This is a genomic window from Polaromonas sp. (genome assembly GCF_010365105.1).
In the GTDB taxonomy this organism is placed as follows: Bacteria; Pseudomonadota; Gammaproteobacteria; order Burkholderiales; family Burkholderiaceae_C; genus Polaromonas.
Genome location: NZ_JAAFGZ010000006.1, coordinates 47,431 through 67,595 on the forward strand (window position 1 = coordinate 47,431; position 20,165 = coordinate 67,595).

The window sequence follows — 20,165 nt, forward strand, 5'->3', positions numbered from 1 at the left end:
GCCGTATGGTCAACCCGACGATCAGTTCATCAGTTCAGCGCGGTCCGAAGATTGTTCTTGTAGACGTACAGCGTGACCGCAGGTTGGGTCAACTCGCCATTGGCGGTGAAGGCGATGTTGGCAGTCACGCCCTTGAACTGCGTCTTGCCGATGAAGGGCAGGTAGGTTTTCGGGTCCACCGAATTGGCGCGCTTCATCGCATCGACCAGCACAAAGGTCGCGTCATAGGCATACGGGCTGTAGATCTGGAACTGGCCGGGGAACTTGGCGTCGTACTTTTTCTTCCATTCGGCGCCGCCCTGCATTTTCTGGATCGACGCGCCGCCGGTGGCGCAGGTCACGTTTTTGATGGACGCGGCCTTGCTCGACAGCTCGGGCAGCTTTTCGGTGCACAGCGCATCGCCGCCGAAGAACTTCACATCGGTCAGGCCAAGCTGCGCCATCTGGCGCAGCATCGGACCAGCCTGCGCGTCGAGTCCGCCGAAGAACACCGCATCGGGCTTTTTGGCCTTGATGCCGGTCAGGATGGCCATGAAGTCGGTGGCCTTGTCGGTGGTGAACTCTTCTGCCACCACCTCGATGCCTTTTTGCTTGGCCGTGGCCTTGAACACGTCGGCCAGGCCCTGGCCGTAGGCGGTGCGGTCGTCGATCACCGCGACTTTTTTGACTTTCAGCGCGTCACCGGCAAAAATCGCCAGCGCTGCGCCGAGTGCGTTGTCATTGGCGATCAGGCGGAAGGTGGTCTTGTAGCCCGGTTTGGTCAGGTCCGGATTGGTCGCCGACGCCGTGATGTTGGGAAGGCCGCATTTGTTGTAGACGGTTGCTGCCGGGATGGAGGTTCCCGATTGCAGGTGGCCGACCACCCCGGCGACCCTGGCGTCGCACAGCTTCTGCGCCACGGCGGTGGCCTGGCGCGGGTCGCCGGCATCGTCCTCGGCCATCAGCTCGAACTTGATCTTCTTGCCGCCAATCACCAGGTTGCGGGTGTTCAGCTCGTCAATCGCCAGGCGCACGCCGTTTTCGGTGTCCTTGCCGATGTGCGCAATGCCGCCCGACGTGGGGCCGGCGTGGGCAATCTTGACGGTTTGCACTTCCTGGGCCTGAACCAGCGGGGCGGCCAGGCACAGGGCAGCAGCGGCAAGGGCGATACGGGAACGGGCGGTCAGCAGGGAAAAGGCGGGCATGTCGAATCTTTCTGGCAAAGGAAAAATTATAGGACGTGCGTTTTTGCCCTGCTACCCCGGTCTGCGCCAGCGCAAGGGCGGTTCGCCGCCAGTTCGTGTCCAATTGGCGCATGCACCCTACCGAACCCCACGACGCCGTCGACCACCGCCTGACCGAGCTGGAAATCAAGGCCAGCTTCAACGAAGACCTGCTCGACCAGCTGAACCAGGTCGTCATCCGCCAGCAGCAGCAACTCGACGCGCTGCTGCGCGAAGTCGAGCGGCTGCGCCAGCAGATGCCCGAAGCCGGCAGCGGGGTTTTCAGCCGGGCCGGCGACGACCTGCCGCCGCACTATTGAGCACGTCGCTGGTTGTTTTTCTGAAAATTAATGAAGAAATAGGGCTATTTCGCATGCTGCATAAGCGAAGACAGCTATTAATAAAATAGCAAGTAAAGCGGTGGACCGACGGGATGTAAAGAGTTGAAACATCCATAGACCATCCACTTGGATGGTTTTAAGATAACGACATGCCACCAAGAACCGCCAACACTGTCGCCGTCAGCAAACCGGCTGATGAAAAAATCACCATCAACCTGGGCTATGTCGATCTGGGTCAGATCGACCTGCTGGTGCAGGAAGGCTTTTACGCCAACCGCACCGACCTGATCCGCACCGCCATCCGCAACCAGCTCGTCAACCATGCCGATGTGGTCAGGCAGGTGGTGGCACGCAAGACGCTGGTGCTCGGCATCCAGCATTTCTCCGCCGACGACCTGCGCGCCGTGCAGGCCTCGGGTGAGGCCTTGCAGATCCGTGTGCTGGGCCTGGCCACCATCGCGCTCGATGTCACCCCCGAACTCGCCCTGGCCGCCATCGATTCGGTGGTGGTGCTGGGCGCGCTGCACGCCAGCCCGGCCGTGAAGGCGGCGCTGGCCGGCCGCATCCGATGAATTTCAACCTTTACCCTGAAACAACCCGTTCCCTGAAGGAAAACACCATGAACGCTAACCTTGAACGCATCCTCTCCGAAGCCTCGCGCATGGCGCAGGGCGCCATGCAAAAAGCCCTGGCGTCAGCCAGCCAGCACGCCGACAGCGGCGGTGAACATCCACTGCAACGGCTGGCCGCTGGCGCCAAAACCAGCGCCAGCCCGATAAACAACCCGGCCTTCCAGAATTCGATGGCCGAAGCCACGCGGCTGATGCAAACCGGCAACCTGCAGGCCGCCACCGCCGCCATCCAGGCCGCACTGGGCGGCGCCGCCATGCCGGCCAGCGCGGCGGACGACCTGAACGTCATCGACGTGGAGGCGCATGAAGTCGGCCGGGCAGCGCCGGCGCAAAAACCGTCCGAGCCGGCCGTCAAGCCCGGCCCGGCGGGCCAGTTCGTCAGCGGCAGCCACACCGAAGGCACAGCCGGCAGCCGCGAGTACAAGCTCTACATTCCGCCAGCGTCCTTCACCGAGCCCCTGCCGCTGGTGGTCATGCTGCACGGCTGCACGCAAAACCCGGACGACTTTGCCGCCGGCACGGGCATGAACGAGGCGGCCTTGAAGCGCGGTTTCTACGTGCTGTATCCGTCGCAGACGCAGCACGCCAATTCGTCGCGCTGCTGGAACTGGTTCAAGCACAACCACCAAAAGCGCGGCCGGGGCGAGCCGGCATTGCTGGCGGGCATGACGCGTGACGTGATGAAACGCTACAACATCGACCCGCAGCGCGTCTATGTGGCCGGGCTGTCGGCAGGCGGCGCCATGGCGGCGATTCTGGGCGACGCCTATCCTGACCTGTTTGCCGCCGTCGGTGTGCATTCGGGCCTGGCCACCGGCTCGGCGACCAATGTGCAGACCGCGCTCAGCGTGATGCAGACCGGCGCGCCGCCCAGCGCCCGGACCACGGCCAGCCCGCCGACCATCGTCTTTCACGGCGACAAGGACGCGACCGTGAACCCGGTCAATGGCGAGCAGGTCCTGGCGGCCAGCGCCGGCGCCCACACGCCGGAAACCAGACGCGCCAAGAGCGCCAACGGCCGCCAATACACCCAGCGCAGCTACAAGGACGCCGGCGGCCGCGTGGTGGCCGAACACTGGGCCGTACACGGCGCCGGCCATGCCTGGTCGGGCGGCAGCGCGCGCGGTTCCTACACCGACGGCACCGGCCCCGACGCGTCCGAAGAAATGCTGCGTTTCTTCCTGGCGAACACGTTGCGCACGGCGCATTGAGCCGCCGCTAAGCGTCTGAACTTTCTCGCAAAATCGCGCCGTTCGCCACAAGCGAGCGGCGTTTTTTTTGTGGCTTGCCGCCAAGCGCTGCCGCACCGGGCGTGGTTTGCGGCCTTATAGAATGGCGCCCCTGCCATTACCCACCTGCTTGCCCTGCCATGAACATCACCGTCAACGAAGAATTACTCGCCTACATCGACCCGCTGACGCCGGAAGAAAACGAAGCCCTGGAGCGCAGCCTGCTGGCTGAGGGTTGCCGCGACGCGCTCGTCCTGTGGGGCGAGGTGCTGGTCGATGGCCATAACCGCTACCGCATCTGCACCCTGCACGGCATTCCGTTCAATACCGTGCAGAACACGCGCTTCACCTCCATCGACGATGTGCATTTGTGGATGATCGAGCAGCACCTGGGCCGGCGCAGCGTGTCCGATTTCCAGCGCGGCGTGCTGGCCCTGCGCCGCAAGGACATTCTGACCGCGCGGGTGCAGCCGGCGCCGGCCGATGCGTCCGGGCTTGAGGCGGCTGCTGTTTCAGGCAAGCCCGAGCCGGTGCCGACGATGGGCGCCATTGCCAAGTCGGCACGCATCAGCAACGCCACCATCAACCAGATTGAAAAGATCCAGAAATCGGCCGCGCCCGAACTGGTCGCGGCAGTGAAGTCGGGAACCATCTCGATCAACGCGGCGGCCACCGTGGCGTCGCTGCCGGTGGAGGCGCAGGTGGCGGCCGTCGCCGGTGGCAAGAAAGAGCTTCAGCAGGCCGCCCGGCAGGTGCGCGAAAGCAAGGCCGTGGCCCGCACCGAGCCCGAAACGCCCGAAGGCGTGATTGCCCGGCTGCGCCAGACCATCACCGAACTCAGCGCGGAGAATGCCGCGCTCAAGGCCAGGCTGGCTGAACTGACCGCCTGAAGCGGCATCGCCGATGCATTGACCTGCATCAAGCCCGGCGGCATGAGCCATCTGCACGGCAGGGATGCGGGATAGACTGATTTCACAAGCGTTGTGATTCAGTTCTGTTCACCATTCAAGGAGTCCCCATGCCCGCCATGATGAAAGCCGCCGTGTTCGTCGAACCCGGCCGTATTGAAATTGCCGACAAACGCATCCCCGACGTCGGACCCAACGACGCCCTGGTGCGCATCACCACCACCACGATCTGCGGCACCGACGTGCACATCCTCAAGGGTGAATACCCTGTCGCCAAGGGGCTGACGATTGGCCACGAGCCGGTCGGCGTGATCGAAAAGCTCGGCAGCGCCGTGCAGGGTTACACCGAGGGCCAGCGTGTGATTGCCGGCGCCATCTGCCCGAACTTCAATTCCTATGCCGCCCAGGATGGCGCGCCGTCGCAGGACGGCAGTTACCTGATCCCGCTGGGGCTGTGCGGCTGCCACGGCTACAAGGCCACGGCCGGCTGGCGCTTTGGCAACCTGATCGACGGCACGCAGGCCGAATACGTGCTGGTGCCCGATGCGCAGGCCAACCTGGCGCCGATTCCTGACGGTTTGACCGACGAGCAGGTGCTGATGTGCCCGGACATCATGTCCACCGGCTTCAAGGGCGCGGAAAACGCCCGCATCAAGATTGGCGACACGGTGGTGGTGTTTGCCCAGGGGCCGATTGGCCTGTGCGCCACCGCCGGCGCGCGCCTGATGGGCGCCAGCACCATCATCACCATCGATGGCAACGACCACCGCCTGGGCATCTCGAAACAGCTGGGTGCCGACGTGACGCTGAACTTCAACAACTGCGACGTGGTCGAGGAAGTCATGAAGCTCACCGGCGGGCGCGGCGCGGATTCATCCATCGAGGCGCTGGGCACGCAGGCCACTTTCGAGTCGGCGCTGCGCGTGCTCAAACCCGGCGGCACGCTGTCCAGCCTCGGCGTGTATTCGAGCGACCTGACAATTCCGCTGTCGGCCTTTGCCGCCGGACTGGGCGACCACACCATCCGGACGGCGCTGTGCCCCGGCGGCAAGGAACGCATGCGCCGGCTGATGAACGTGCTGGCATCCGCCCGGCTCGATCTGGGCGTGATGGTGACGCACGAGTTCAAGCTGGAAAACATCGTCGCCGCCTACGAGCTGTTTTCGCACCAGCGCGACGGGGTGTTGAAGATCGCGATCAAGCCTTAACGCGCATTTGCTTTGGCTGGAAAATGAGTTTTTCAGCATAAAAAAGGCTGTTTGCGCATATCCCGTATGTGCAGGCAGCTATTAATACAATAGCAAAAGTACTCGATTTCCTGCCGCCTGCGCTTGCCAGTCAAACCGGTTCTGCTCCAGCGCGCCAGGCTTGGCCCGTCGGCAGTGTGCTGCTATTTGTAAAACGCCTCGACCTTGCCCTTGAGTTTCATCAGCAGCGGACGGCCCTTGCGGTCCAGTGTCTTGCCCGCCGGCACCTTCACCCAGCCTTCGCTGATGCAGTATTCCTCGACATTGATGTGCTCCTTGTCGTTCAGGCGAATGCCAATGTCATGTTCGAACACGGCCGCGACATGGTGCGGGCTGCGCGGGTCAACCGACAGGCGGTCGGGCAGGGGAGGCGTTGCAGTGGCTTCGTTCATGGGTAGGTTTTTTCAGTTAAGCAGAGGGGTAGCGATTTTCCATGATCCGGTCATGGGCTTTGAAAATGGCCGGCAAGGCTTCATACCTTCTTCAAAAAGCAGGCCTTCAGCATGAAGCTGCCGGCGTCCATCTTGCAGTCCACTTCATGGTCGCCGCCCACCAGCCGGATGCTTTTGACCTTGGTGCCCATCTTGAGCGTGGTCGATGAGCCCTTGACCTTCAGGTCCTTGATCAGCACCACGGCATCGCCGTCGGCCAGCACGTTGCCGTTGGCGTCCTTGATGACGGCAACGTCGCTGTCATCGGCTTCCGGTGCGGCGGCCATCGGCCACTCGTAACCGCAGTCGGCGCAGACATGGTTGCCGGCGTCCGGATAGGTGTTTTCCATCGTGCACTGGGGGCAGGCGGGGGCTGTGGTCATGGGGCTGTTCGATTCGCGGAAAGGGAGGAAAGGTCCCGAGTATCCCCGATGGTCAATGCCATGCGGCGGGTCAGCCCGGCGTGTAGTCGTCCCGTCAGTGCCGGGACGGCGGCGTCAGTACCTCGGCCAATGCTCCGGTGATGTCGCTGCGCAATGCTGCCCAGGCGTCGCCGCCCGCCAGGCAAAAGCGCTGGTTCACCTCCAGTTCCAGGCCGACATACTCACCGGGCGCATGCCGTTTGCGCAGCAGCGAGGTCAGGCCGTCGCCCTTGCCTTGATACGGATAGTTGCGCCGCAGCTTCAGCCCGGGCCGGCGCTTTTGCGTGGCGCTGAGCCAGCGCCACGCAAAAGCGCCCTCATCGGCGCGCCTCGGGTCATACAGCCAAGCGACATCGGCCTGGCGCACCACGCTGTTCAGCTCGGGCGTGAAACTGTGCGAGGCCACATGGATGACGCGCCGGCCGCCGGCAATCAGGCGTGCGATTTCCGATTCGACGGCATCGCGGTGCGGCCGGTAATGCTGCGCGACGATCTCGCGCCGGGCGACTGCCGGCAGGCCACGCGTGGCCTGCGAATACAGCTGCCGGTGGCCGATGGAGCGGTTCAGGTCGATCAGCAGGCGCGTGGTGGTGGCAGAGAACAGCGGCGCGCCCAGTGCGCCGGCCATCTGCTGCGCCAGTTCCAGCGCGCCCGGGTCCCAGCCGCGATGGGTTTCCAGCAAGGCCTCGTGGCCAGTGAACAGTGCGGCATAGCCGGCAGGCACCTCGCGCCCGCCATGCTCGCAGGTGATGACCAGCGCGTCAGCAGCAGGCGCCGGGGTCACACCGTGCTGATGGCGTTGCCATGCGTATCGACTTCATAAGTCGTGACCTCGAACTTTTTCAGGGTGTTGGGACCGAAAGCCATCGTCAAGGGCACGTCGCCCGCATCGCGGCCGCGCGCCATCACCACGCGGCCGATGCGCGGCGTGTTGTGGCGTGCGTCAAAGGTGTACCAGCGGCCGCCCAGGAAGACCTCGAACCAGGCGCTGAAATCCATCGGGTAGGGCACCGGGGGAATGCCAATGTCGCCCAGATAGCCGGTGCAGTAGCGCGCCGGAATGTTCATGCAGCGGCACAGCGTCACCGCCAGGTGCGTGTAGTCGCGGCACACGCCGGTGCCTTCGCGCCAGCCTTCGACAGCGGTTCGCGTGGCGCGGGCGGCGTTGTAGTTGAAATGAATATGGTGGTGTACATAGTCGCAAATGGCCTGCACCCGCGCCCAGCCGGCCGGCGCCTGGCCGAACTGGTTCCAGGCAAACTGCAGCAATTCGCTGTCCACCTCGCAGTAGCGGCTGGGCAGCAGGAACTGCAGCGTGGCCGGCGGCAGTTCGGTCGGGTCATGCTGCCGGGCAGCCCAGTCCACCTCGTCGGGGAGGCCCGGGTCGCGGATGATGGATTCGCTGTGAAAGCGCACCTCGCCAACCCCGACCGGCGCATTGACGCGCCCGCACTGGTTGCCAAAAGCGTCCAGGTACTCGTCGGCCTGCAGCTGGGGTTCAATAAGCACCACCTCGGGCGCCAGCAGGTCGTCGCGCCGCGACGGATGCACATGCAGCACATACACAAGCGCCATTGGCGACGCGATGGCTAACTGGATATCGAAACCAATTTTGATGTGCATGGCAGTGCTGCTTGAAAGGGGTTGAAGCATAAGGACCTGCTCCCGGTGGAGCTGGTCCAGGTGCTTGCAAGTATGGTGCCAGCCAGCAGTCCGGCGTATCGTCGCTGGCGCTGCACGGTTGTCGGAAACGAGCGAGTTTTGGGGCGGGAAATCACTGGCATGTGAGCAATGACCGATGAACGCTGGCAGCCGTTGCCATGTTGGTGCATCACGGCCCGCATCAGAAAAGCAGCCATCGACCAGATCGAGCCAGCGGCGCGGCGGACCAGGAACAGGGGGGAAATGCGATCAGCGCAGAATATGCTATGTTTTTAATAGCTGCTTGCGCCGTACAAACCATCGGAATGCTCGCATTCGCCGTGCCGCCGGACCTTGGCCTTATTGCCGCTGCGGTGATGGCCATCGGTTTGTGGGTCATGGCGCGCCGGCAGCATGGGGAGTTTCGATCATGATCACCCGCAGACGTTTTGCCGCTTCAGCTCCCTTGCTGCTCGGCGGCCCCTGGGCGCTGCCCGGCTGCTCGCCCGACCCCGCAGCGCAGCGCTACGAGACAGTCGCGAGTCAAACCTGGCGCCTTGGCCGGCTGGAGGGTTTCGAAGGAGCCGCGCTTGGCCGGGAACTGGTTCGCTACGCCACGCTCGCGCCTTCCAGCCACAACACGCAGTGCTGGAAATTCGCCCTCGATGACCAGAACAAGGCCATCACCCTCCTGCCCGACCTGTCGCGGCGATGCCCTGCGCGTGACGCTAACGCCCACCCGGGCTCAGGCTTCGCCTTTGTTCAAGGCGATGGCCCAGCGGCAATGCACCCGTGGCGACGACGATTCGACACCGCTGTCGAACGAAGAACTCGGCCTGTTGGAGCGCGCAGGCAGCTCTGGCGACACACGTTTGCTGCTGTTGACGGCTCAAGCCGCGATGGAACTAACGCTCGACTACGTGGTCCAGGGCAACACGGCCCAGATGGCGGATGCTGCCTTCGTCAAGGAGCTCAAGGCCTGGATCCGCTTCAACGGCGCCGATGCGGCGCGCCTGCAAGACGGCTTGTACAGCGCGTCCTCAGGCAATCCGAACCTTCCTGCCTGGCTGGGCAATCTCGCGTTCGAACGGTTCTTCACGCCCAAGGGCGAGAACGACAAGTACGTGCGGCAGATTCGAAGCTCCGCCGGCATCGCGGTGTTCGTCGGCGCCGCCGCCGACAAGGCGCACTGGATCGACGTGGGCCGCTGCTACGAACGCTTTGCCCTGCAGGCCACGGCGCTGGGAATCAAAAACGCGTTCCTGAACCAGCCGGTCGAAGTGGCTTCGGTTCGGCCGCAGTTCGCCACCGCCATCGGGCGAGCCGGCCTGCGCGTCTGGTTGGGGCGTTGCCTGCAATGGCGCGTGGGTGCAGGCTGGATGGCGTTTGCCTTTTTCCCGCCCCTACCCCTGGCGCTGATGGCGGTGGTGAATTTCTTTTTGATTTTCCTGGTGGGCGGACCGTTGGGCGAGGAATTCGGCTGGCGCGGCTATGCGCTGGGCCATTTGCAGGATCGCCATGGCTGGCGCGTTGCCAGCCTGGTGCTGGGAGCCGCATGGGGTTGCGGCCGTGGTGGTCAGCCCCAGCCAATGTGCCGTCGTGGACTTCGTGCGGGCTGGATTCCCGGACGGCAGTGAATCAGTTGGAGCAGGTGTGCGCGTATTTTTACCTGCTCGAATCCGTGCTGGCTTGTCGCTGGCCGGTTCCCTGGCCATAAACCAGCTTCATCGCCAGAATCGCCACGGCCAGCACCAGTGTGACGGTGTTGGCAATCATCATCGGCCAGGAGCCGAGCAGCCAGCCGTAAGCCAGCCACAGCGCCACGCCAGCGGTGAACACGCTGTACATCCCCAGTGACACGCCGCTGACATCGCGCGTGCGAAAGCTCAGCCAGGCCTGCGGCAGGAAGCTCGCGGTGGTCAAAAAGGCCGCCACCGAGCCGACAAGGTCGGTCAGGCTCACCGGCTGCCTTCCTTCACGGCCCAGTCCACCAGCGCTTCGAGCGCCGGCCGTGCCGCCGGTGCGTTCGGGTGGTTGATGATGCCGACCACCACCAGGCGCCGGCCGCTGGGCGTATGGACATAGCCGGCCAGTGCGGTGGCGTCCCGCAGCGTGCCCGATTTCAGGTGCGCCCAGCCCTGCGACACCTGCGAACGGCTGCGCTTGAGCGTGCCATCGACGCCGGTGATCGGCAGCGACGCCATCAGCTCGGGCATGGCGCCCGACACATACGCGGTCTGCAGCATGCGCGCCAGGCCTTGCGGCGTAACGCGCTCCAGCCGCGACAGGCCCGAGCCGTTGTCCAGCACCGGCACATCCGCCCCGCCGTTCTGCGCGCCGAAGCGCGCCAGCCACCAGCCGCGCACCGCCTCGCGCGACGCCTCGTTGCTCGCGCCGCCGGGGCGCTGCAGGCTGAGCGTCAGGAACAGCTGCTGTGCCATCACGTTGTTGCTGAACTTGTTGATGTCGCGGATCACCTCGGCCAGCGAGGGCGATTCCATTTCAAACGCCGGCTTCAGGCCGGACGGCGTTGCGCCCTCGCGCACCCGGCCGTCCAGCGTGCCGCCCATTTCCCGCCACAGCCCGGCAATTGCCCGTCCGACATAGCGGGCCGGGTCGGGGTAGGCAATGGCCCAGGACTTTTCGCCGCAGGCCACCGGATAGCTCCCGGCAAACGCCAGGCGCAGCGGGTCGGCCAGGTCGGGCTGCAACTGCGCCCGGTAGTCGCCGCAGTCGCCCAGCGTGGACCGGCCGTTGCTGCCCGCCGACAGCGGCACGCTGGCCTGCATCTGCACGCCGGCCAATGGCGGGTCGTAGCGGATGCTGGCGCTGCCATTGCCCGGATTCGGCACAAAGGTCATCACCACCGACTTGTAGTTCACCAGCAGGGCGTCGGGCTGGACGTTGTACGGGCGCAGCGCCTCGCCGTCAAAGTCACCCGGGTTTTGCGTGGACGCGGCAAAGGCGCTGCGGTCAAGCACGATGTCGCCGCTGATGGTCTTGATGCCCAGGCCCTGCACCCGGCGCAGCAGCAGCCACAGCCGCTCCATCACCAGCTTGGGGTCGCCCCCGCCCTGGATGACCAGGTTGCCGTTCAGCACGCCATCGGCAATCGGGCCGTCGGCATAAACCGGCGTGGTCCAGGTGTAGGCCGGGCCTAGCAGTTCCAGTCCGGCATAGGTCGTGACCAGCTTCATGACCGATGCCGGATTCATGGCGTTGCCGGCGCGGTAGCTGAGCAGGGGCGCGGCCTTGCCGTTGAGGGCCGGCGCGGCATCAACGACCACGGCGGCAAAGGCTTCGCGCGGCACCTTGGCGCGTGCCAGCAGGGCTTCGACTTCGGGCGGCAGGGTTTGGGCGCCGGCATTCAAGCCGATCAGCGCTACCAGCCCGGCCAACAGGCCTTGGGTCAGGCGGGCATAGCAGACGGGGTGGGCGCGGGAGCGAGCAGTCGCACTGCGGGACAGGAAAGAAAAAAGCATCCGCAATTCTCGTACCGTCCTGCCGCGTTATGGCTTGGGTGCAAAAAATAAGGGGGTTCAATTCGGGCGCCCGTGAACCGTCCCAGAGGTTTCAATCTGCACCCAGCCTGTCAGCCGGGCGCGCCCAAAGCCCACGACGACAGGAAAACGCTGCGCCTTGATGCCGTCTTCAAGTCCCTTTACGCGCCACCCTGCTCGAACTGTTGGCGCAGCGTTTCAACGCGCTTGCGGTTCACGCCCATGTCGCCCTTGCCCAACCGGCTTGCCGAGCGCACCTGGATCACGCCTGCCGGCTCGTCGAGCATGAACTCCAGATCATCGGTAAACCCCAGCCATGGGGTCTTGCACTGCGCGTAGAGGTAAGCCGGCTCGCGGGTGACCATGGTGGTGCGCGGCATGTTGCCGACGATGCCTGCAAGCCGTGCCATTGCGGCCTTGCCGTCGCCGGTGTAACTCAGCGGCGCCACCTCGGCATCAACGCGCTGCGGGTTCTCAAGGTAGAGCGCTGCCTGGCTTGACACGCTGTTGGGCGTGAGCGACGGCGGCTTGAGCCTGTGCTGGCGCACGCCAAGATCCGTCGGCGTCTGGCCCGCCAAAAATCCAAGCTGCCCCGCCCCCAGCAGCAAAACGGCCAATGTCACGAGCAGAACTGCGATGTAGCCAATAATTTTCATGGGGGGTCTTTTTCTTGCGTAGCGGCTGGATTGTGCTTGCCGCTGCGGTAGCGCGCACTGAGCCTGATGGTGGGAGCCAGGGACTGCCAGCTTAGGGATGATGGCGCTGAAAGCCCAGCGAAAAAAGTACAGTGCCATTATGGGCTGCCCGGTAGCGCAAGCAGCCAGGCTGGATAATCGCGGCACCAGGACTGGGGGTTGTTGCGTGCATTGACGGTCGCATGCCGCCAGAAACTATGAAATTAATAGCTGAAAGTGCCCTGCTCTCATGGGCAAGAGCCCGATTTGATGCCTAAACCTCTTAAATTCCTCGCGTTTGACACCAGCACCGACCGCCTGTCGATTGCCGTGACCGACGGCGCGCGCGTCTGGCAGCACAGCGGCCCGGGCGGCGCGCAGGCCTCAACCACCCTGATCCCGGCGATCATGGCGTTGCTGGCCGAGTCCGGCATGGCGCTGGGCGCGCTGGACGCGATTGCCTTTGGCCGGGGGCCGGGCTCGTTCACCGGGCTGCGCACCGCCTGCGCGGTGGCGCAGGGGCTGGCCTTTGGCGCCAACCACGGCGCGGGCATTCCGGTGCTGCCCATCGACACGCTGATGGCTGTAGCCGAGGAGGCGCGCTTTCAGCGCCACGGGGCGATGGCGGAAAGTGACGCCCCCCTGAGCATCCTGGCGCTGCTCGATGCCCGCATGGACGAGATGTATGTGCAGCGCTGTGAATTCAGCGGCGGCTCGTGCACGTCCGTGAAGGGCTGCGAGTTGATCCGGCCTGAAAACATGGTGCCTGGCACGGCGCCGCAGTTGCTGGCCGGCAATGTGTTCGCCGTGTATGCCGGCCGGTTGCCCGCAGACCTGGCCGCGCTGGACTGCATTGAGGCCTATCCGACCGCCACCGCGCTGCTGCGCCTGGCGCCCGCACTGGCCGCCGCCGGGCAATGCATCGATGCCGCGCAGGCCCTGCCGCTGTATGTGCGCGACAAGGTTGCCCAGACCACCGACGAGCGCGCCCGGACCAAGGCTGACGCCCTGGCCGCGTCGCTTGTTCCAGCGGCCCCGGCCGCACCCGTGATTCCGCTGCAAAGCTGACAGGCCCTGCGCATGAACGCCGCTCTTCAGCCCTTCCAGCCGCTCGAAGCCCGCTTCGAAGCCATGACGCACGCCTGGCTGCCGGCAGTGCTGCAGGCCGAGCACAGCGCCTATCTGCATCCGTGGAGCGAGCGCAATTTCCTCGATTCGCTGCACGCCGGCTACCAGGCGCAACTGCTGGCCGCCGGCCCGGCGGACAGGCCCGAGTTGCTGGGTTATTTTGTTGCCATGAAGGGTGTGGATGAGGTGCATCTGCTCAACATCACGGTGGCGCCCGCCTGCCAGCGCCAGGGCTGGGCGCGGGTGATGCTGGATGCGCTCTCCGTCTGGTCGCGCGGGCAGGGCGCGCAGTGGCTGTGGCTGGAAGTGCGCGTCAGCAATGCGCGCGCCCGGGCGGTGTACGAAAGTCATGGCTTTCGCCATGTCGGCACGCGGCGCAACTATTACCCGGCCAGCGCGGCATTGCCCCGGGGCGAGGACGCCATCGTCATGAGCCTGAAATTGTGAATCCTGATGAAAATCCGTCCCCCATGCGCCTGAACCTCGACAAGCGCCAGCGCGCCATGCTGCATGAAATGGGCGTGCGCGTCTGGCAGCCCCTGGCGCCGGTGGCCGACCTGTCGCCTGCTATTGAAGTGATAGCTGTAAGTGCAGGACAGAAAAGCGGAAAGGCCGGTTTTGGGCAAAATTTCCAGGCCGACAGGACAGTGGCGGCTGCTGCACCTCTGGCGCCGGCCTTCCGGCAGGATGCGCCGCCGCCCAGGCCCGCCCGCGCTACCCCACCGGTGCCGCCACCAGCGCCGTCGCCGTCCGGCCACGCCGCCGAGGTCAGCGACCAGCCCGGCTGGCGCCTGGGCCAGGCGCAGCACCTGTATGCCGACACCGCGCGGTCAGGCGGCGCGCGCTGGCTGGTGCTGGCGCAGTCGCCGCCGGCCGCGCTGCAGGTCCCGGCTTTCGACGGCGATGCCGGCCGGCTGCTCGACAACATGCTGCGAGCCGCCCGGCTGCACCAGGACGCCGGCGTCGTGCTGTTCGCGCCGCTGGTACGCCAGACCATTTCCGGGGCCATGGACGAATTTTTGGCCGCTATGGCCGACCTGGTCGCGCAGGCGCGGCCCGACATCGTACTGGTCATGGGCAGGCTGGCGGCGCAGGCGCTGCTGGCGTCCAGCGAGCCCTTCGGCACCTTGCGCGGCCGGCCGCATGCGCTGCACGGCTGCACCACCGTGGTGACGCATGACGCGCCCTACCTGCTGCGCTGCCCGCAGGACAAGGCCAAGGCCTGGGACGACCTGTGCCTGGCCATGGGCCTGGCGGCCGGTGCCGGGTGATGGCGCGCTTCTTACAATCAGCCCATGACCTTTTTTCTTGACATGCTCGGCGCCGCAGAGCGCCAGAACCAGTCCATGCTGTGCGTCGGGCTGGACCCGGACCCGGCCCGGTTTCCCGGAAAACTCAAGGGCGACGCCCGCCGGATCTACGACTTTTGCGCCGCCATCGTCGATGCCACCGCCGACCTGGTGATTTCCTTCAAGCCGCAGATCGCCTACTTTGCCGCGCACCGCGCCGAAGACCAGCTCGAACGCCTGATGGCGCACCTGCGCCGCACCGCACCGCAGGTGCCCGTCATCCTGGACGCCAAGCGCGGCGACATCGGCAGCACCGCCGAGCAGTACGCCATCGAGGCCTTCGAGCGCTACGGCGCCGACGCCGTCACGCTGTCGCCCTTCATGGGTTTTGACTCGGTGGCGCCCTACCTGAAGTACCACGGCAAGGGCGCCTTTTTGCTGTGCCGCACGTCCAACCCCGGCGGCGACGACCTGCAAAGCCAGCGGCTGGCGTCGGTCGACGGCCAGCCGCTGCTCTACGAGCACATCGCCCGCCTGGCGCAGGGCCCGTGGAACCTCAACGGCCAGCTCGGGCTGGTGGTGGGCGCGACCTATCCGGCGGAAATCGAAAAGGTCCGCGCCGTGGCGCCCTGGCTGCCGCTGCTGATCCCCGGCGTGGGCGCGCAGGGCGGCGACGCCGTGGCCACGGTCAGGGCTGGCTGGCGGCCGGACGCGCCGATCATCGTCAACTCGTCGCGGGCCATTATTTACGCGTCATCGGGCGACGATTTTGCCAAAGCCGCGCGGCGTGAAGCGCTGAAGACGCGCGATGTGCTGAAGGCCGCCCGCGGCTGAACGCCGGCGTGGCGTCCCAGCGTCTGGCTGTCATGCAACTGAAGTGGCTGGAAGACCTGGCCGCCCTGGCGCAAACCCGCAATTTCAGCCGGGCGGCGGAGCTGCGCAGTGTCACGCACCCGGCCTTCGGCCGGCGCATCAAGGCGCTTGAAGCCTGGGCCGGCGCGCCGCTGATCGAGCGCGGCAGCAGCCCGGTCACCTTCACCGCGTCCGGCGTCAGCCTGCTGGACAACGCCCAGCAGATGCTGCGCAGTCTGGGCTATGCCCGGGAAGAACTGCTGAGCGCGGCAGGACGGCAGGACAACACGGTGACACTGGCCACCGGACGCACGCTGGCGCGCACGCTGGTCGCCGACTGGCTGGTCAAGCTGCAGCCGGTGCTGGAACAGGCGGGCGGCGAGTTCCGCATCCTGACGCGCTCCCTGGCAGATACGGCGCAGTTGCTGGAACGCGGCGATGCCGACTTCATGCTGACCTACCACCATCCCTTGCTGGCTGTGCGGCTCAATGCCCGGCAATATGCTTATTTGTCACTGGGGCAGGACCGCCTGGTGCCGCTGACGCGCGCGGATGCGCATGGACAGGGCCTGCACCGCTTCGGGCGCGGCAGTCCGGCGCCCTACCTGGCGTATGCCGAAACGCTGGCCCTGGGCCGCCTGGTGCAGGACCACCTGGCCAACAACCCGCATGCGCCCGCCCTGCGCCGCGTCGTGGAATGCGATTCAGCCGATGCGCTGATTGAATACGTCCTCAAGGGCCTTGGCGTGGCCTGGCTGCCGTGGTCCATGGCGGTCGGCCCGGTCAAGGCGGGGCAGCTTGTGGCAGCGGGCGACAAGCGGCTGGAGATTGCGTTTGAAGTGCGTATTTGCCGCGCCAAGCGGCCGCTCAGCCCTCTGGCTGAAAGTATCTGGAACTCGCTCGAACCGCGCTAAGTGCGTTTGCCTGGATTCCCCGAAAAAGCACTGTTCTGTGCTGTAGTGGCACCAGGCAGCGCCTTGAGAATCTGGACAATGGGCAGACTCATTTCACGCAGGATTTTTCATGGCCTTTTTGACCGGTTTTCGTTACACGGCTTTGCTGTCCAGCCTGGCGCTGCTGATGCCTGGCCCGGCAGCCGCCCAGCCTGATGCTTACCCCAGCAAACCCATCACCCTCGTGGTGGCCTACCCGGCCGGTGGCAGCACCGACCTGACCGGGCGTGTCCTGGGCCTGGAGTTGTCCAAAAAACTCGGCGTTCCGGTGGTCATCGAAAACGTGGGTGGCGCTGGTGGCGCCATTGGTGCCCAGAAGGTGGCCAACGCCGCGCCCGATGGCTATACCCTGCTGGTCGGCGCGAGCAACGAGATTGCGATCACCCGCCTGGTGTCGAGCGCTGTCAAGTACGACATCAAGGACTTCACCCCCATCGGCCTGATCGCCACCCAGCCGATGGTGCTGGTGGCGTCGCAAAGCTCGGGTGTGAAAACCGTGGAGCAGTTCATGCGCCAGGTCGCCCAGAATCCCGGCAAGTACAGCTACGGCAGTTCCGGGGTCGGCACCGCCCTGCATCTGGCCGGCGAGATGGTTAAAGACCAGGGAGGCCTGTTCATGACGCACATCCCGTACCGCGGCGTGGCGCCCCTGGCCAACGACTTGCTGGGCAACAACATCGACTTCGGCGTGTTCGTGCTGTCCAGCGGGTTGCCGCATATTCGCAGCGGCAAGGTGGTCGCGCTTGGCACCACCGAAGCCAGGCGTTCGCCAATGACGGCCGATATCCCGGCGCTGGCCGAAACGCCCAGGCTCAAGGGCATCGACATCAACATCTGGTTTGCGCTGATGGGTCCTGCGGGCATGCCGGCGCCCGTTGTCGCCAAACTCAAAACCGCCCTGAACGAGTCCCTGCAGACGGCGGCATTGCGCAAAAAGCTTGAAGACTCGGGCTCGACCGTCTCGCCGCTCAATGTCAACATGCCCGTATTCCTGAAGCAGGAAAGTGCAAAGTACCAGCGCATTGTCGACTTCGCGAAGATCAAGGAATGAGCGCCTCATCCCTGCAGTTTCATCTGCCCCAACCCGACATCGCTGCCTGGCGCGCCGGCAACACCGGCGTCGAGGGTGTCTGGCAGTTCGACTCGGGCCGTGCCGGCCGTGATGTGCTGATCACCGCCCTGGTTCACGGCAATGAGCTGTGCGGCGCCTGGGCGCTCAAGGGCTTGCTGGAAGCCGGCGTGCGGCCGCAACAAGGCCGGCTGACGCTGGCGTTTTGCAACCTGGCGGCGTTTGACCGGTTTGACCCGGCCGACCACGATGCCTCGCGCTTTGTCGATGAAGACCTGAACCGTCAATGGCAGCCCGACCGCATCGAAAGCGGCGGTACGCTGGAACGCCGCCGCGCCGCTGCGCTGCGCCCGTTCGTTGCCCGCGCCGACTGGCTGCTCGATCTGCATTCCATGCACGAACGCGCCGCCCCGCTGCTGCTGGCCGGCATGCAGGCGCGCAACCTCGAACTGGCCAAACTGCTGCGTACGCCGGAATACATCGTGGTCGATGCCGGCCACAAGGACGGGGTGCGGATGCGGGATTTCGGGCGCTTCGGAACGCTGAACCCCGAAGGCGACGATGCACAAAGCCGTTCACTGCTGCTGGAATGCGGCTTCCATGGCGATGTGTCCAGCCGCACGGTAGCGCAGGACATGTGCGTGCGTTTCCTGCAAGCGGCCGGAACGCTGCCAGACGACACATTGCAGCAGCTTTTGCCGGGTTGGCTGCAGGGCGACTGCGAGTGCCAGTGGGCGCTGGAAGTGACCGGTCCGGTCGTGGCCCGCAGTGCAGACTTTCGTTTCACGGAAGCATTTCGGGGACTTGAATGCATTGCCAAGGCAGGCACGGTGATTGGCTGGAATGACGCAGAACCCGTGACCACGCCTTACGACGATTGCATTCTGGTCATGCCTTCCGTGCGCCAGGCAAAACCCGGCGTCACCGTGGTTCGTTTCGCCCGCCGTCGTCCCCTGTGATGCAGTGACCCTTGCCTGCATGTCTCTGACGAGGCCGCAAAAACATGCCTGCAACCGCCAGGGGCTGAGTCAAAGCCTCAGCGCTGCCCGATCCGTCCGCCCAGCATCACGCAGGCCAGCGCTGCCACCAGCAGCGCAATGCCGGCCCACTGCCAGGGTGTGACCGTCTCGCCCAGCACCCCCATGCCGGCGGCCAGGCCGACCACCGGCACGCCCAGGCCAAAAGGCGAGACGCGGTTGGCCGGGTGGCGTTTGAGCAGGCCAGTCCACAGGCTGTAGCCCACCACCGTGGCCACCCAGCCAAGGTAGCCAATCGACAGCCAGCTGGTCCAGCCCGCTTCAAGCCACTGCCAGCGTATGGCCGGGTTGTCAAAGGCCCACGATAGCGCCAGGAAGGGAAGGATGGCCACGCCGCCGCTCCAGACCACAAAAGCGATCGTCGAGTAGTGGCTGGAGACCTTTCGCAACTGCCGCGCCACGATGTTGGATGCCGCCCACATGGCAGCGGCGCACAGCGTCAGCGCAAAGCCGGCGACCGTGGTGCTGCTGGCCGCGCCGGGGCTGGCATAGTTATAGCCAAAGCAGCCCAGGCCCAGCGCCGCCAGCACCATGCCCGCCTGCAGCGGCCGGCTGGCACGCTCCTGCAACAGGACAAAACCGAAGAGCGCGGTAAAGAACACCTGCGTCTGCAGCAGCACCGACGCCAGCGCCGCCGTCATGCCGATCTTCAGCGCGATGAACAGGATGCCGAACTGCCCGACACCCTGGAACAGCCCGTACAGCACGACCCATTTCCACGGCACCTGCGGCGGCCGGATGAACAGCGCCAGCGGCAGAAAAGCAAAGGTGAACCGGGCGGCGCCCAACTGGAACGGCGTGAAGTCGCGCAGGGCGAATTTCATCGCGACGAAGTTCACGCCCCAGACCAGCACCACGACCAGCGCGGCCGCCAGGTCGCGGCCGCTCAGGCGCGCGGCGCTCAAGACAGACCGCCGCAGCGGGTTGAAGCAGGCATGAAGACGCGCGGAGGCAGGGGGCTGAAGGGCATGGTGGGGACGGGAATGGAGGTCGGCAAGGGCGTGTGGGAAAGGCGGAATGCAAGCCAACGGGCCTCTGGATTATTCCTCACCTGCGGTTTTTGGACCCAGGGGCAGCGATCTTGCCGACTTGACCACTGCTTCATTTTCTTTCCAGCGCGGGCGCAACCCAGTGTCTGCCGCATGGAAATCTGCGCCGGGACGCCGGAAAAACGCGGCGAATCTGCTAACCTTTTAAGGGTTCAGTTACTTTTTTGAAAGGTTCATTCATGTCCAATGACAGCCCCACCCTGCTTCAGACACAGGAACGACTGGTTTCCGCCATCCGCTCGGAAATATCCGACGCCGAAGAGACCTTGTCGGCCACGGCAGACCAGGCAGGAGAAAAAATGGCCAGGCTGCGCAGCCGCATCGAGAACCGCCTGCGCGAAGCCAAGTTCCGCCTGATCGATGCCGAAGAAGCGCTGCTCGCCCGCACCCGCGAGGCCGCCCATGCCGCCGACCACTATGTACATGAGTCGCCTTGGACCTCCATCGGCGTGGCGGCAGGCGTCGGCGTGGTGGTCGGCCTGCTGCTGGGCCGGCGCCTGTAAACAGAAAAAAGCGGCGGCGCCCTGGCCGCCTGCCGGCCCTTCGCTGCGGACCGGCATC

24 protein-coding genes are annotated in these 20,165 nt (G+C 65.2%); 15 read left to right on the plus strand and 9 right to left on the minus strand.

What is annotated here, in order from left to right; all coding sequences use genetic code 11:
- Positions 1–29: 29 nt before the first annotated feature.
- Entirely contained in the window at positions 30–1,184 is a 1,155-nt protein-coding gene (locus GZ092_RS05255) for a branched-chain amino acid ABC transporter substrate-binding protein (protein ID WP_293635058.1), read from the minus strand.
- A gap of 110 nt (positions 1,185–1,294) precedes the next feature.
- On the opposite strand from GZ092_RS05255, the gene GZ092_RS05260 reads away from it, so the two are divergent.
- The 5 genes from GZ092_RS05260 to GZ092_RS05280 all read left to right on the plus strand — a co-directional run bounded on the left by GZ092_RS05260 (position 1,295) and on the right by GZ092_RS05280 (position 5,520).
- Complete coding sequence (locus GZ092_RS05260; protein ID WP_293635059.1) at positions 1,295–1,522, plus strand: SlyX family protein; 228 nt, start codon at positions 1,295–1,297, stop codon at positions 1,520–1,522.
- Between the two features lie 170 nt (positions 1,523–1,692).
- On the plus strand, positions 1,693–2,115 hold the full coding sequence (locus GZ092_RS05265) for a CopG family transcriptional regulator (RefSeq protein WP_293635061.1): 423 nt from the start codon (positions 1,693–1,695) through the stop codon (positions 2,113–2,115).
- Positions 2,116–2,162: 47 nt separating this feature from the next.
- Entirely contained in the window at positions 2,163–3,386 is a 1,224-nt protein-coding gene (locus tag GZ092_RS05270; RefSeq protein WP_293635063.1) for a PHB depolymerase family esterase, read from the plus strand.
- 158 nt (positions 3,387–3,544) lie between these two features.
- A complete protein-coding gene (locus GZ092_RS05275; protein WP_293635065.1) occupies positions 3,545–4,294 on the plus strand; it encodes a hypothetical protein in 750 nt (249 codons plus the stop codon).
- Positions 4,295–4,422: 128 nt separating this feature from the next.
- The gene (locus GZ092_RS05280; RefSeq protein WP_293635067.1) at positions 4,423–5,520 is read left to right on the plus strand and encodes an NAD(P)-dependent alcohol dehydrogenase; all 1,098 of its coding nucleotides are present in this window, start codon (positions 4,423–4,425) and stop codon (positions 5,518–5,520) included.
- A 182-nt stretch (positions 5,521–5,702) separates the two neighbouring features.
- Here the strand turns inward: GZ092_RS05280 and GZ092_RS05285 are convergent, their stop codons facing one another.
- From GZ092_RS05285 to GZ092_RS05300, 4 genes are all read right to left on the minus strand, one after another.
- Positions 5,703–5,951, minus strand: a complete 249-nt coding sequence (locus GZ092_RS05285; protein WP_293635069.1) for a DUF3297 family protein — start codon at positions 5,949–5,951, stop codon at positions 5,703–5,705.
- An 80-nt stretch (positions 5,952–6,031) separates the two neighbouring features.
- Positions 6,032–6,373: a zinc ribbon domain-containing protein YjdM gene (locus GZ092_RS05290; RefSeq protein WP_293635071.1), complete on the minus strand. Its 342-nt coding sequence runs from the start codon at positions 6,371–6,373 to the stop codon at positions 6,032–6,034.
- A 94-nt stretch (positions 6,374–6,467) separates the two neighbouring features.
- Positions 6,468–7,196, minus strand: a complete 729-nt coding sequence (locus tag GZ092_RS05295) for an N-formylglutamate amidohydrolase (RefSeq protein WP_293635073.1) — start codon at positions 7,194–7,196, stop codon at positions 6,468–6,470.
- The gene (locus tag GZ092_RS05300) at positions 7,193–8,035 is read right to left on the minus strand and encodes a transglutaminase family protein (protein WP_293635075.1); all 843 of its coding nucleotides are present in this window, start codon (positions 8,033–8,035) and stop codon (positions 7,193–7,195) included. Before GZ092_RS05300 ends, GZ092_RS05295 begins: the two co-directional genes overlap by 4 nt.
- Before the next feature lie 197 nt (positions 8,036–8,232).
- On the opposite strand from GZ092_RS05300, the gene GZ092_RS05305 reads away from it, so the two are divergent.
- On the plus strand, positions 8,233–8,487 hold the full coding sequence (locus GZ092_RS05305; protein WP_293635077.1) for a hypothetical protein: 255 nt from the start codon (positions 8,233–8,235) through the stop codon (positions 8,485–8,487).
- A 231-nt stretch (positions 8,488–8,718) separates the two neighbouring features.
- A complete protein-coding gene (locus GZ092_RS05310; protein ID WP_293635079.1) occupies positions 8,719–9,690 on the plus strand; it encodes a CPBP family intramembrane glutamic endopeptidase in 972 nt (323 codons plus the stop codon).
- Between the two features lie 28 nt (positions 9,691–9,718).
- Here GZ092_RS05310 and GZ092_RS05315 read toward each other — a convergent pair whose 3' ends face one another.
- The 3 genes from GZ092_RS05315 to GZ092_RS05325 all read right to left on the minus strand — a co-directional run bounded on the left by GZ092_RS05315 (position 9,719) and on the right by GZ092_RS05325 (position 12,209).
- Entirely contained in the window at positions 9,719–10,015 is a 297-nt protein-coding gene (locus GZ092_RS05315) for a SemiSWEET transporter (RefSeq protein WP_293635081.1), read from the minus strand.
- Entirely contained in the window at positions 10,012–11,535 is a 1,524-nt protein-coding gene (gene dacB / locus GZ092_RS05320; protein WP_293635083.1) for a D-alanyl-D-alanine carboxypeptidase/D-alanyl-D-alanine-endopeptidase, read from the minus strand. Before dacB ends, GZ092_RS05315 begins: the two co-directional genes overlap by 4 nt.
- 179 nt (positions 11,536–11,714) lie before the next feature.
- The gene (locus GZ092_RS05325) at positions 11,715–12,209 is read right to left on the minus strand and encodes a DUF1499 domain-containing protein (protein WP_293635085.1); all 495 of its coding nucleotides are present in this window, start codon (positions 12,207–12,209) and stop codon (positions 11,715–11,717) included.
- Positions 12,210–12,497: 288 nt separating this feature from the next.
- Here GZ092_RS05325 and tsaB point away from each other — a divergent pair, with 288 nt between their 5' ends.
- From tsaB to GZ092_RS05360, 7 genes are all read left to right on the plus strand, one after another.
- Positions 12,498–13,295, plus strand: a complete 798-nt coding sequence (gene tsaB, locus GZ092_RS05330; protein ID WP_293635087.1) for a tRNA (adenosine(37)-N6)-threonylcarbamoyltransferase complex dimerization subunit type 1 TsaB — start codon at positions 12,498–12,500, stop codon at positions 13,293–13,295.
- Positions 13,296–13,307: 12 nt separating this feature from the next.
- Complete coding sequence (gene rimI, locus GZ092_RS05335) at positions 13,308–13,802, plus strand: ribosomal protein S18-alanine N-acetyltransferase (protein WP_293635089.1); 495 nt, start codon at positions 13,308–13,310, stop codon at positions 13,800–13,802.
- A 23-nt stretch (positions 13,803–13,825) separates the two neighbouring features.
- Positions 13,826–14,626 carry a uracil-DNA glycosylase family protein gene (locus GZ092_RS05340; RefSeq protein ID WP_293635091.1) on the plus strand — a complete coding sequence of 267 codons (801 nt, stop codon included), beginning with the start codon at positions 13,826–13,828 and terminating at the stop codon, positions 14,624–14,626.
- Between the two features lie 24 nt (positions 14,627–14,650).
- Positions 14,651–15,478, plus strand: a complete 828-nt coding sequence (pyrF, locus tag GZ092_RS05345) for an orotidine-5'-phosphate decarboxylase (protein ID WP_293635093.1) — start codon at positions 14,651–14,653, stop codon at positions 15,476–15,478.
- A 32-nt stretch (positions 15,479–15,510) separates the two neighbouring features.
- Positions 15,511–16,410 (plus strand): LysR substrate-binding domain-containing protein, encoded by a 900-nt coding sequence (locus GZ092_RS05350; protein WP_293635095.1) that lies wholly within the window; start codon positions 15,511–15,513, stop codon positions 16,408–16,410.
- Positions 16,411–16,519: 109 nt separating this feature from the next.
- Complete coding sequence (locus GZ092_RS05355) at positions 16,520–17,500, plus strand: tripartite tricarboxylate transporter substrate binding protein (protein ID WP_293635097.1); 981 nt, start codon at positions 16,520–16,522, stop codon at positions 17,498–17,500.
- Complete coding sequence (locus GZ092_RS05360) at positions 17,497–18,477, plus strand: succinylglutamate desuccinylase/aspartoacylase family protein (RefSeq protein WP_293635099.1); 981 nt, start codon at positions 17,497–17,499, stop codon at positions 18,475–18,477. Before GZ092_RS05355 ends, GZ092_RS05360 begins: the two co-directional genes overlap by 4 nt.
- 77 nt (positions 18,478–18,554) lie before the next feature.
- Here the strand turns inward: GZ092_RS05360 and GZ092_RS05365 are convergent, their stop codons facing one another.
- Positions 18,555–19,460 (minus strand): EamA family transporter, encoded by a 906-nt coding sequence (locus GZ092_RS05365; RefSeq protein WP_293635101.1) that lies wholly within the window; start codon positions 19,458–19,460, stop codon positions 18,555–18,557.
- A 323-nt stretch (positions 19,461–19,783) separates the two neighbouring features.
- Here GZ092_RS05365 and GZ092_RS05370 point away from each other — a divergent pair, with 323 nt between their 5' ends.
- Positions 19,784–20,107, plus strand: a complete 324-nt coding sequence (locus GZ092_RS05370; RefSeq protein ID WP_293635103.1) for a DUF883 family protein — start codon at positions 19,784–19,786, stop codon at positions 20,105–20,107.
- The last annotated feature ends 58 nt before the right edge of the window (positions 20,108–20,165 follow it).

Bases quoted from the DNA above. Each gene is read 5' to 3' on its own strand.
- GZ092_RS05255 (WP_293635058.1), bottom strand. From the start codon at position 1,184: ATGCCCGCCTTTTCCCTGCTGACCGCCCGTTCCCGTATCGCCCTTGCC.
- GZ092_RS05260 (WP_293635059.1), top strand. From the start codon at position 1,295: ATGCACCCTACCGAACCCCACGACGCCGTCGACCACCGCCTGACCGAG.
- GZ092_RS05265 (WP_293635061.1), top strand. From the start codon at position 1,693: ATGCCACCAAGAACCGCCAACACTGTCGCCGTCAGCAAACCGGCTGAT.
- GZ092_RS05270 (WP_293635063.1), top strand. From the start codon at position 2,163: ATGAACGCTAACCTTGAACGCATCCTCTCCGAAGCCTCGCGCATGGCG.
- GZ092_RS05275 (WP_293635065.1), top strand. From the start codon at position 3,545: ATGAACATCACCGTCAACGAAGAATTACTCGCCTACATCGACCCGCTG.
- GZ092_RS05280 (WP_293635067.1), top strand. From the start codon at position 4,423: ATGCCCGCCATGATGAAAGCCGCCGTGTTCGTCGAACCCGGCCGTATT.
- GZ092_RS05285 (WP_293635069.1), bottom strand. From the start codon at position 5,951: ATGAACGAAGCCACTGCAACGCCTCCCCTGCCCGACCGCCTGTCGGTT.
- GZ092_RS05290 (WP_293635071.1), bottom strand. From the start codon at position 6,373: ATGACCACAGCCCCCGCCTGCCCCCAGTGCACGATGGAAAACACCTAT.
- GZ092_RS05300 (WP_293635075.1), bottom strand. From the start codon at position 8,035: ATGCACATCAAAATTGGTTTCGATATCCAGTTAGCCATCGCGTCGCCA.
- GZ092_RS05305 (WP_293635077.1), top strand. From the start codon at position 8,233: ATGTTGGTGCATCACGGCCCGCATCAGAAAAGCAGCCATCGACCAGAT.
- GZ092_RS05310 (WP_293635079.1), top strand. From the start codon at position 8,719: ATGACCAGAACAAGGCCATCACCCTCCTGCCCGACCTGTCGCGGCGAT.
- dacB (WP_293635083.1), bottom strand. From the start codon at position 11,535: ATGCTTTTTTCTTTCCTGTCCCGCAGTGCGACTGCTCGCTCCCGCGCC.
- GZ092_RS05325 (WP_293635085.1), bottom strand. From the start codon at position 12,209: ATGAAAATTATTGGCTACATCGCAGTTCTGCTCGTGACATTGGCCGTT.
- tsaB (WP_293635087.1), top strand. From the start codon at position 12,498: ATGCCTAAACCTCTTAAATTCCTCGCGTTTGACACCAGCACCGACCGC.
- rimI (WP_293635089.1), top strand. From the start codon at position 13,308: ATGAACGCCGCTCTTCAGCCCTTCCAGCCGCTCGAAGCCCGCTTCGAA.
- GZ092_RS05340 (WP_293635091.1), top strand. From the start codon at position 13,826: ATGCGCCTGAACCTCGACAAGCGCCAGCGCGCCATGCTGCATGAAATG.
- pyrF (WP_293635093.1), top strand. From the start codon at position 14,651: ATGACCTTTTTTCTTGACATGCTCGGCGCCGCAGAGCGCCAGAACCAG.
- GZ092_RS05350 (WP_293635095.1), top strand. From the start codon at position 15,511: ATGCAACTGAAGTGGCTGGAAGACCTGGCCGCCCTGGCGCAAACCCGC.
- GZ092_RS05355 (WP_293635097.1), top strand. From the start codon at position 16,520: ATGGCCTTTTTGACCGGTTTTCGTTACACGGCTTTGCTGTCCAGCCTG.
- GZ092_RS05360 (WP_293635099.1), top strand. From the start codon at position 17,497: ATGAGCGCCTCATCCCTGCAGTTTCATCTGCCCCAACCCGACATCGCT.
- GZ092_RS05370 (WP_293635103.1), top strand. From the start codon at position 19,784: ATGTCCAATGACAGCCCCACCCTGCTTCAGACACAGGAACGACTGGTT.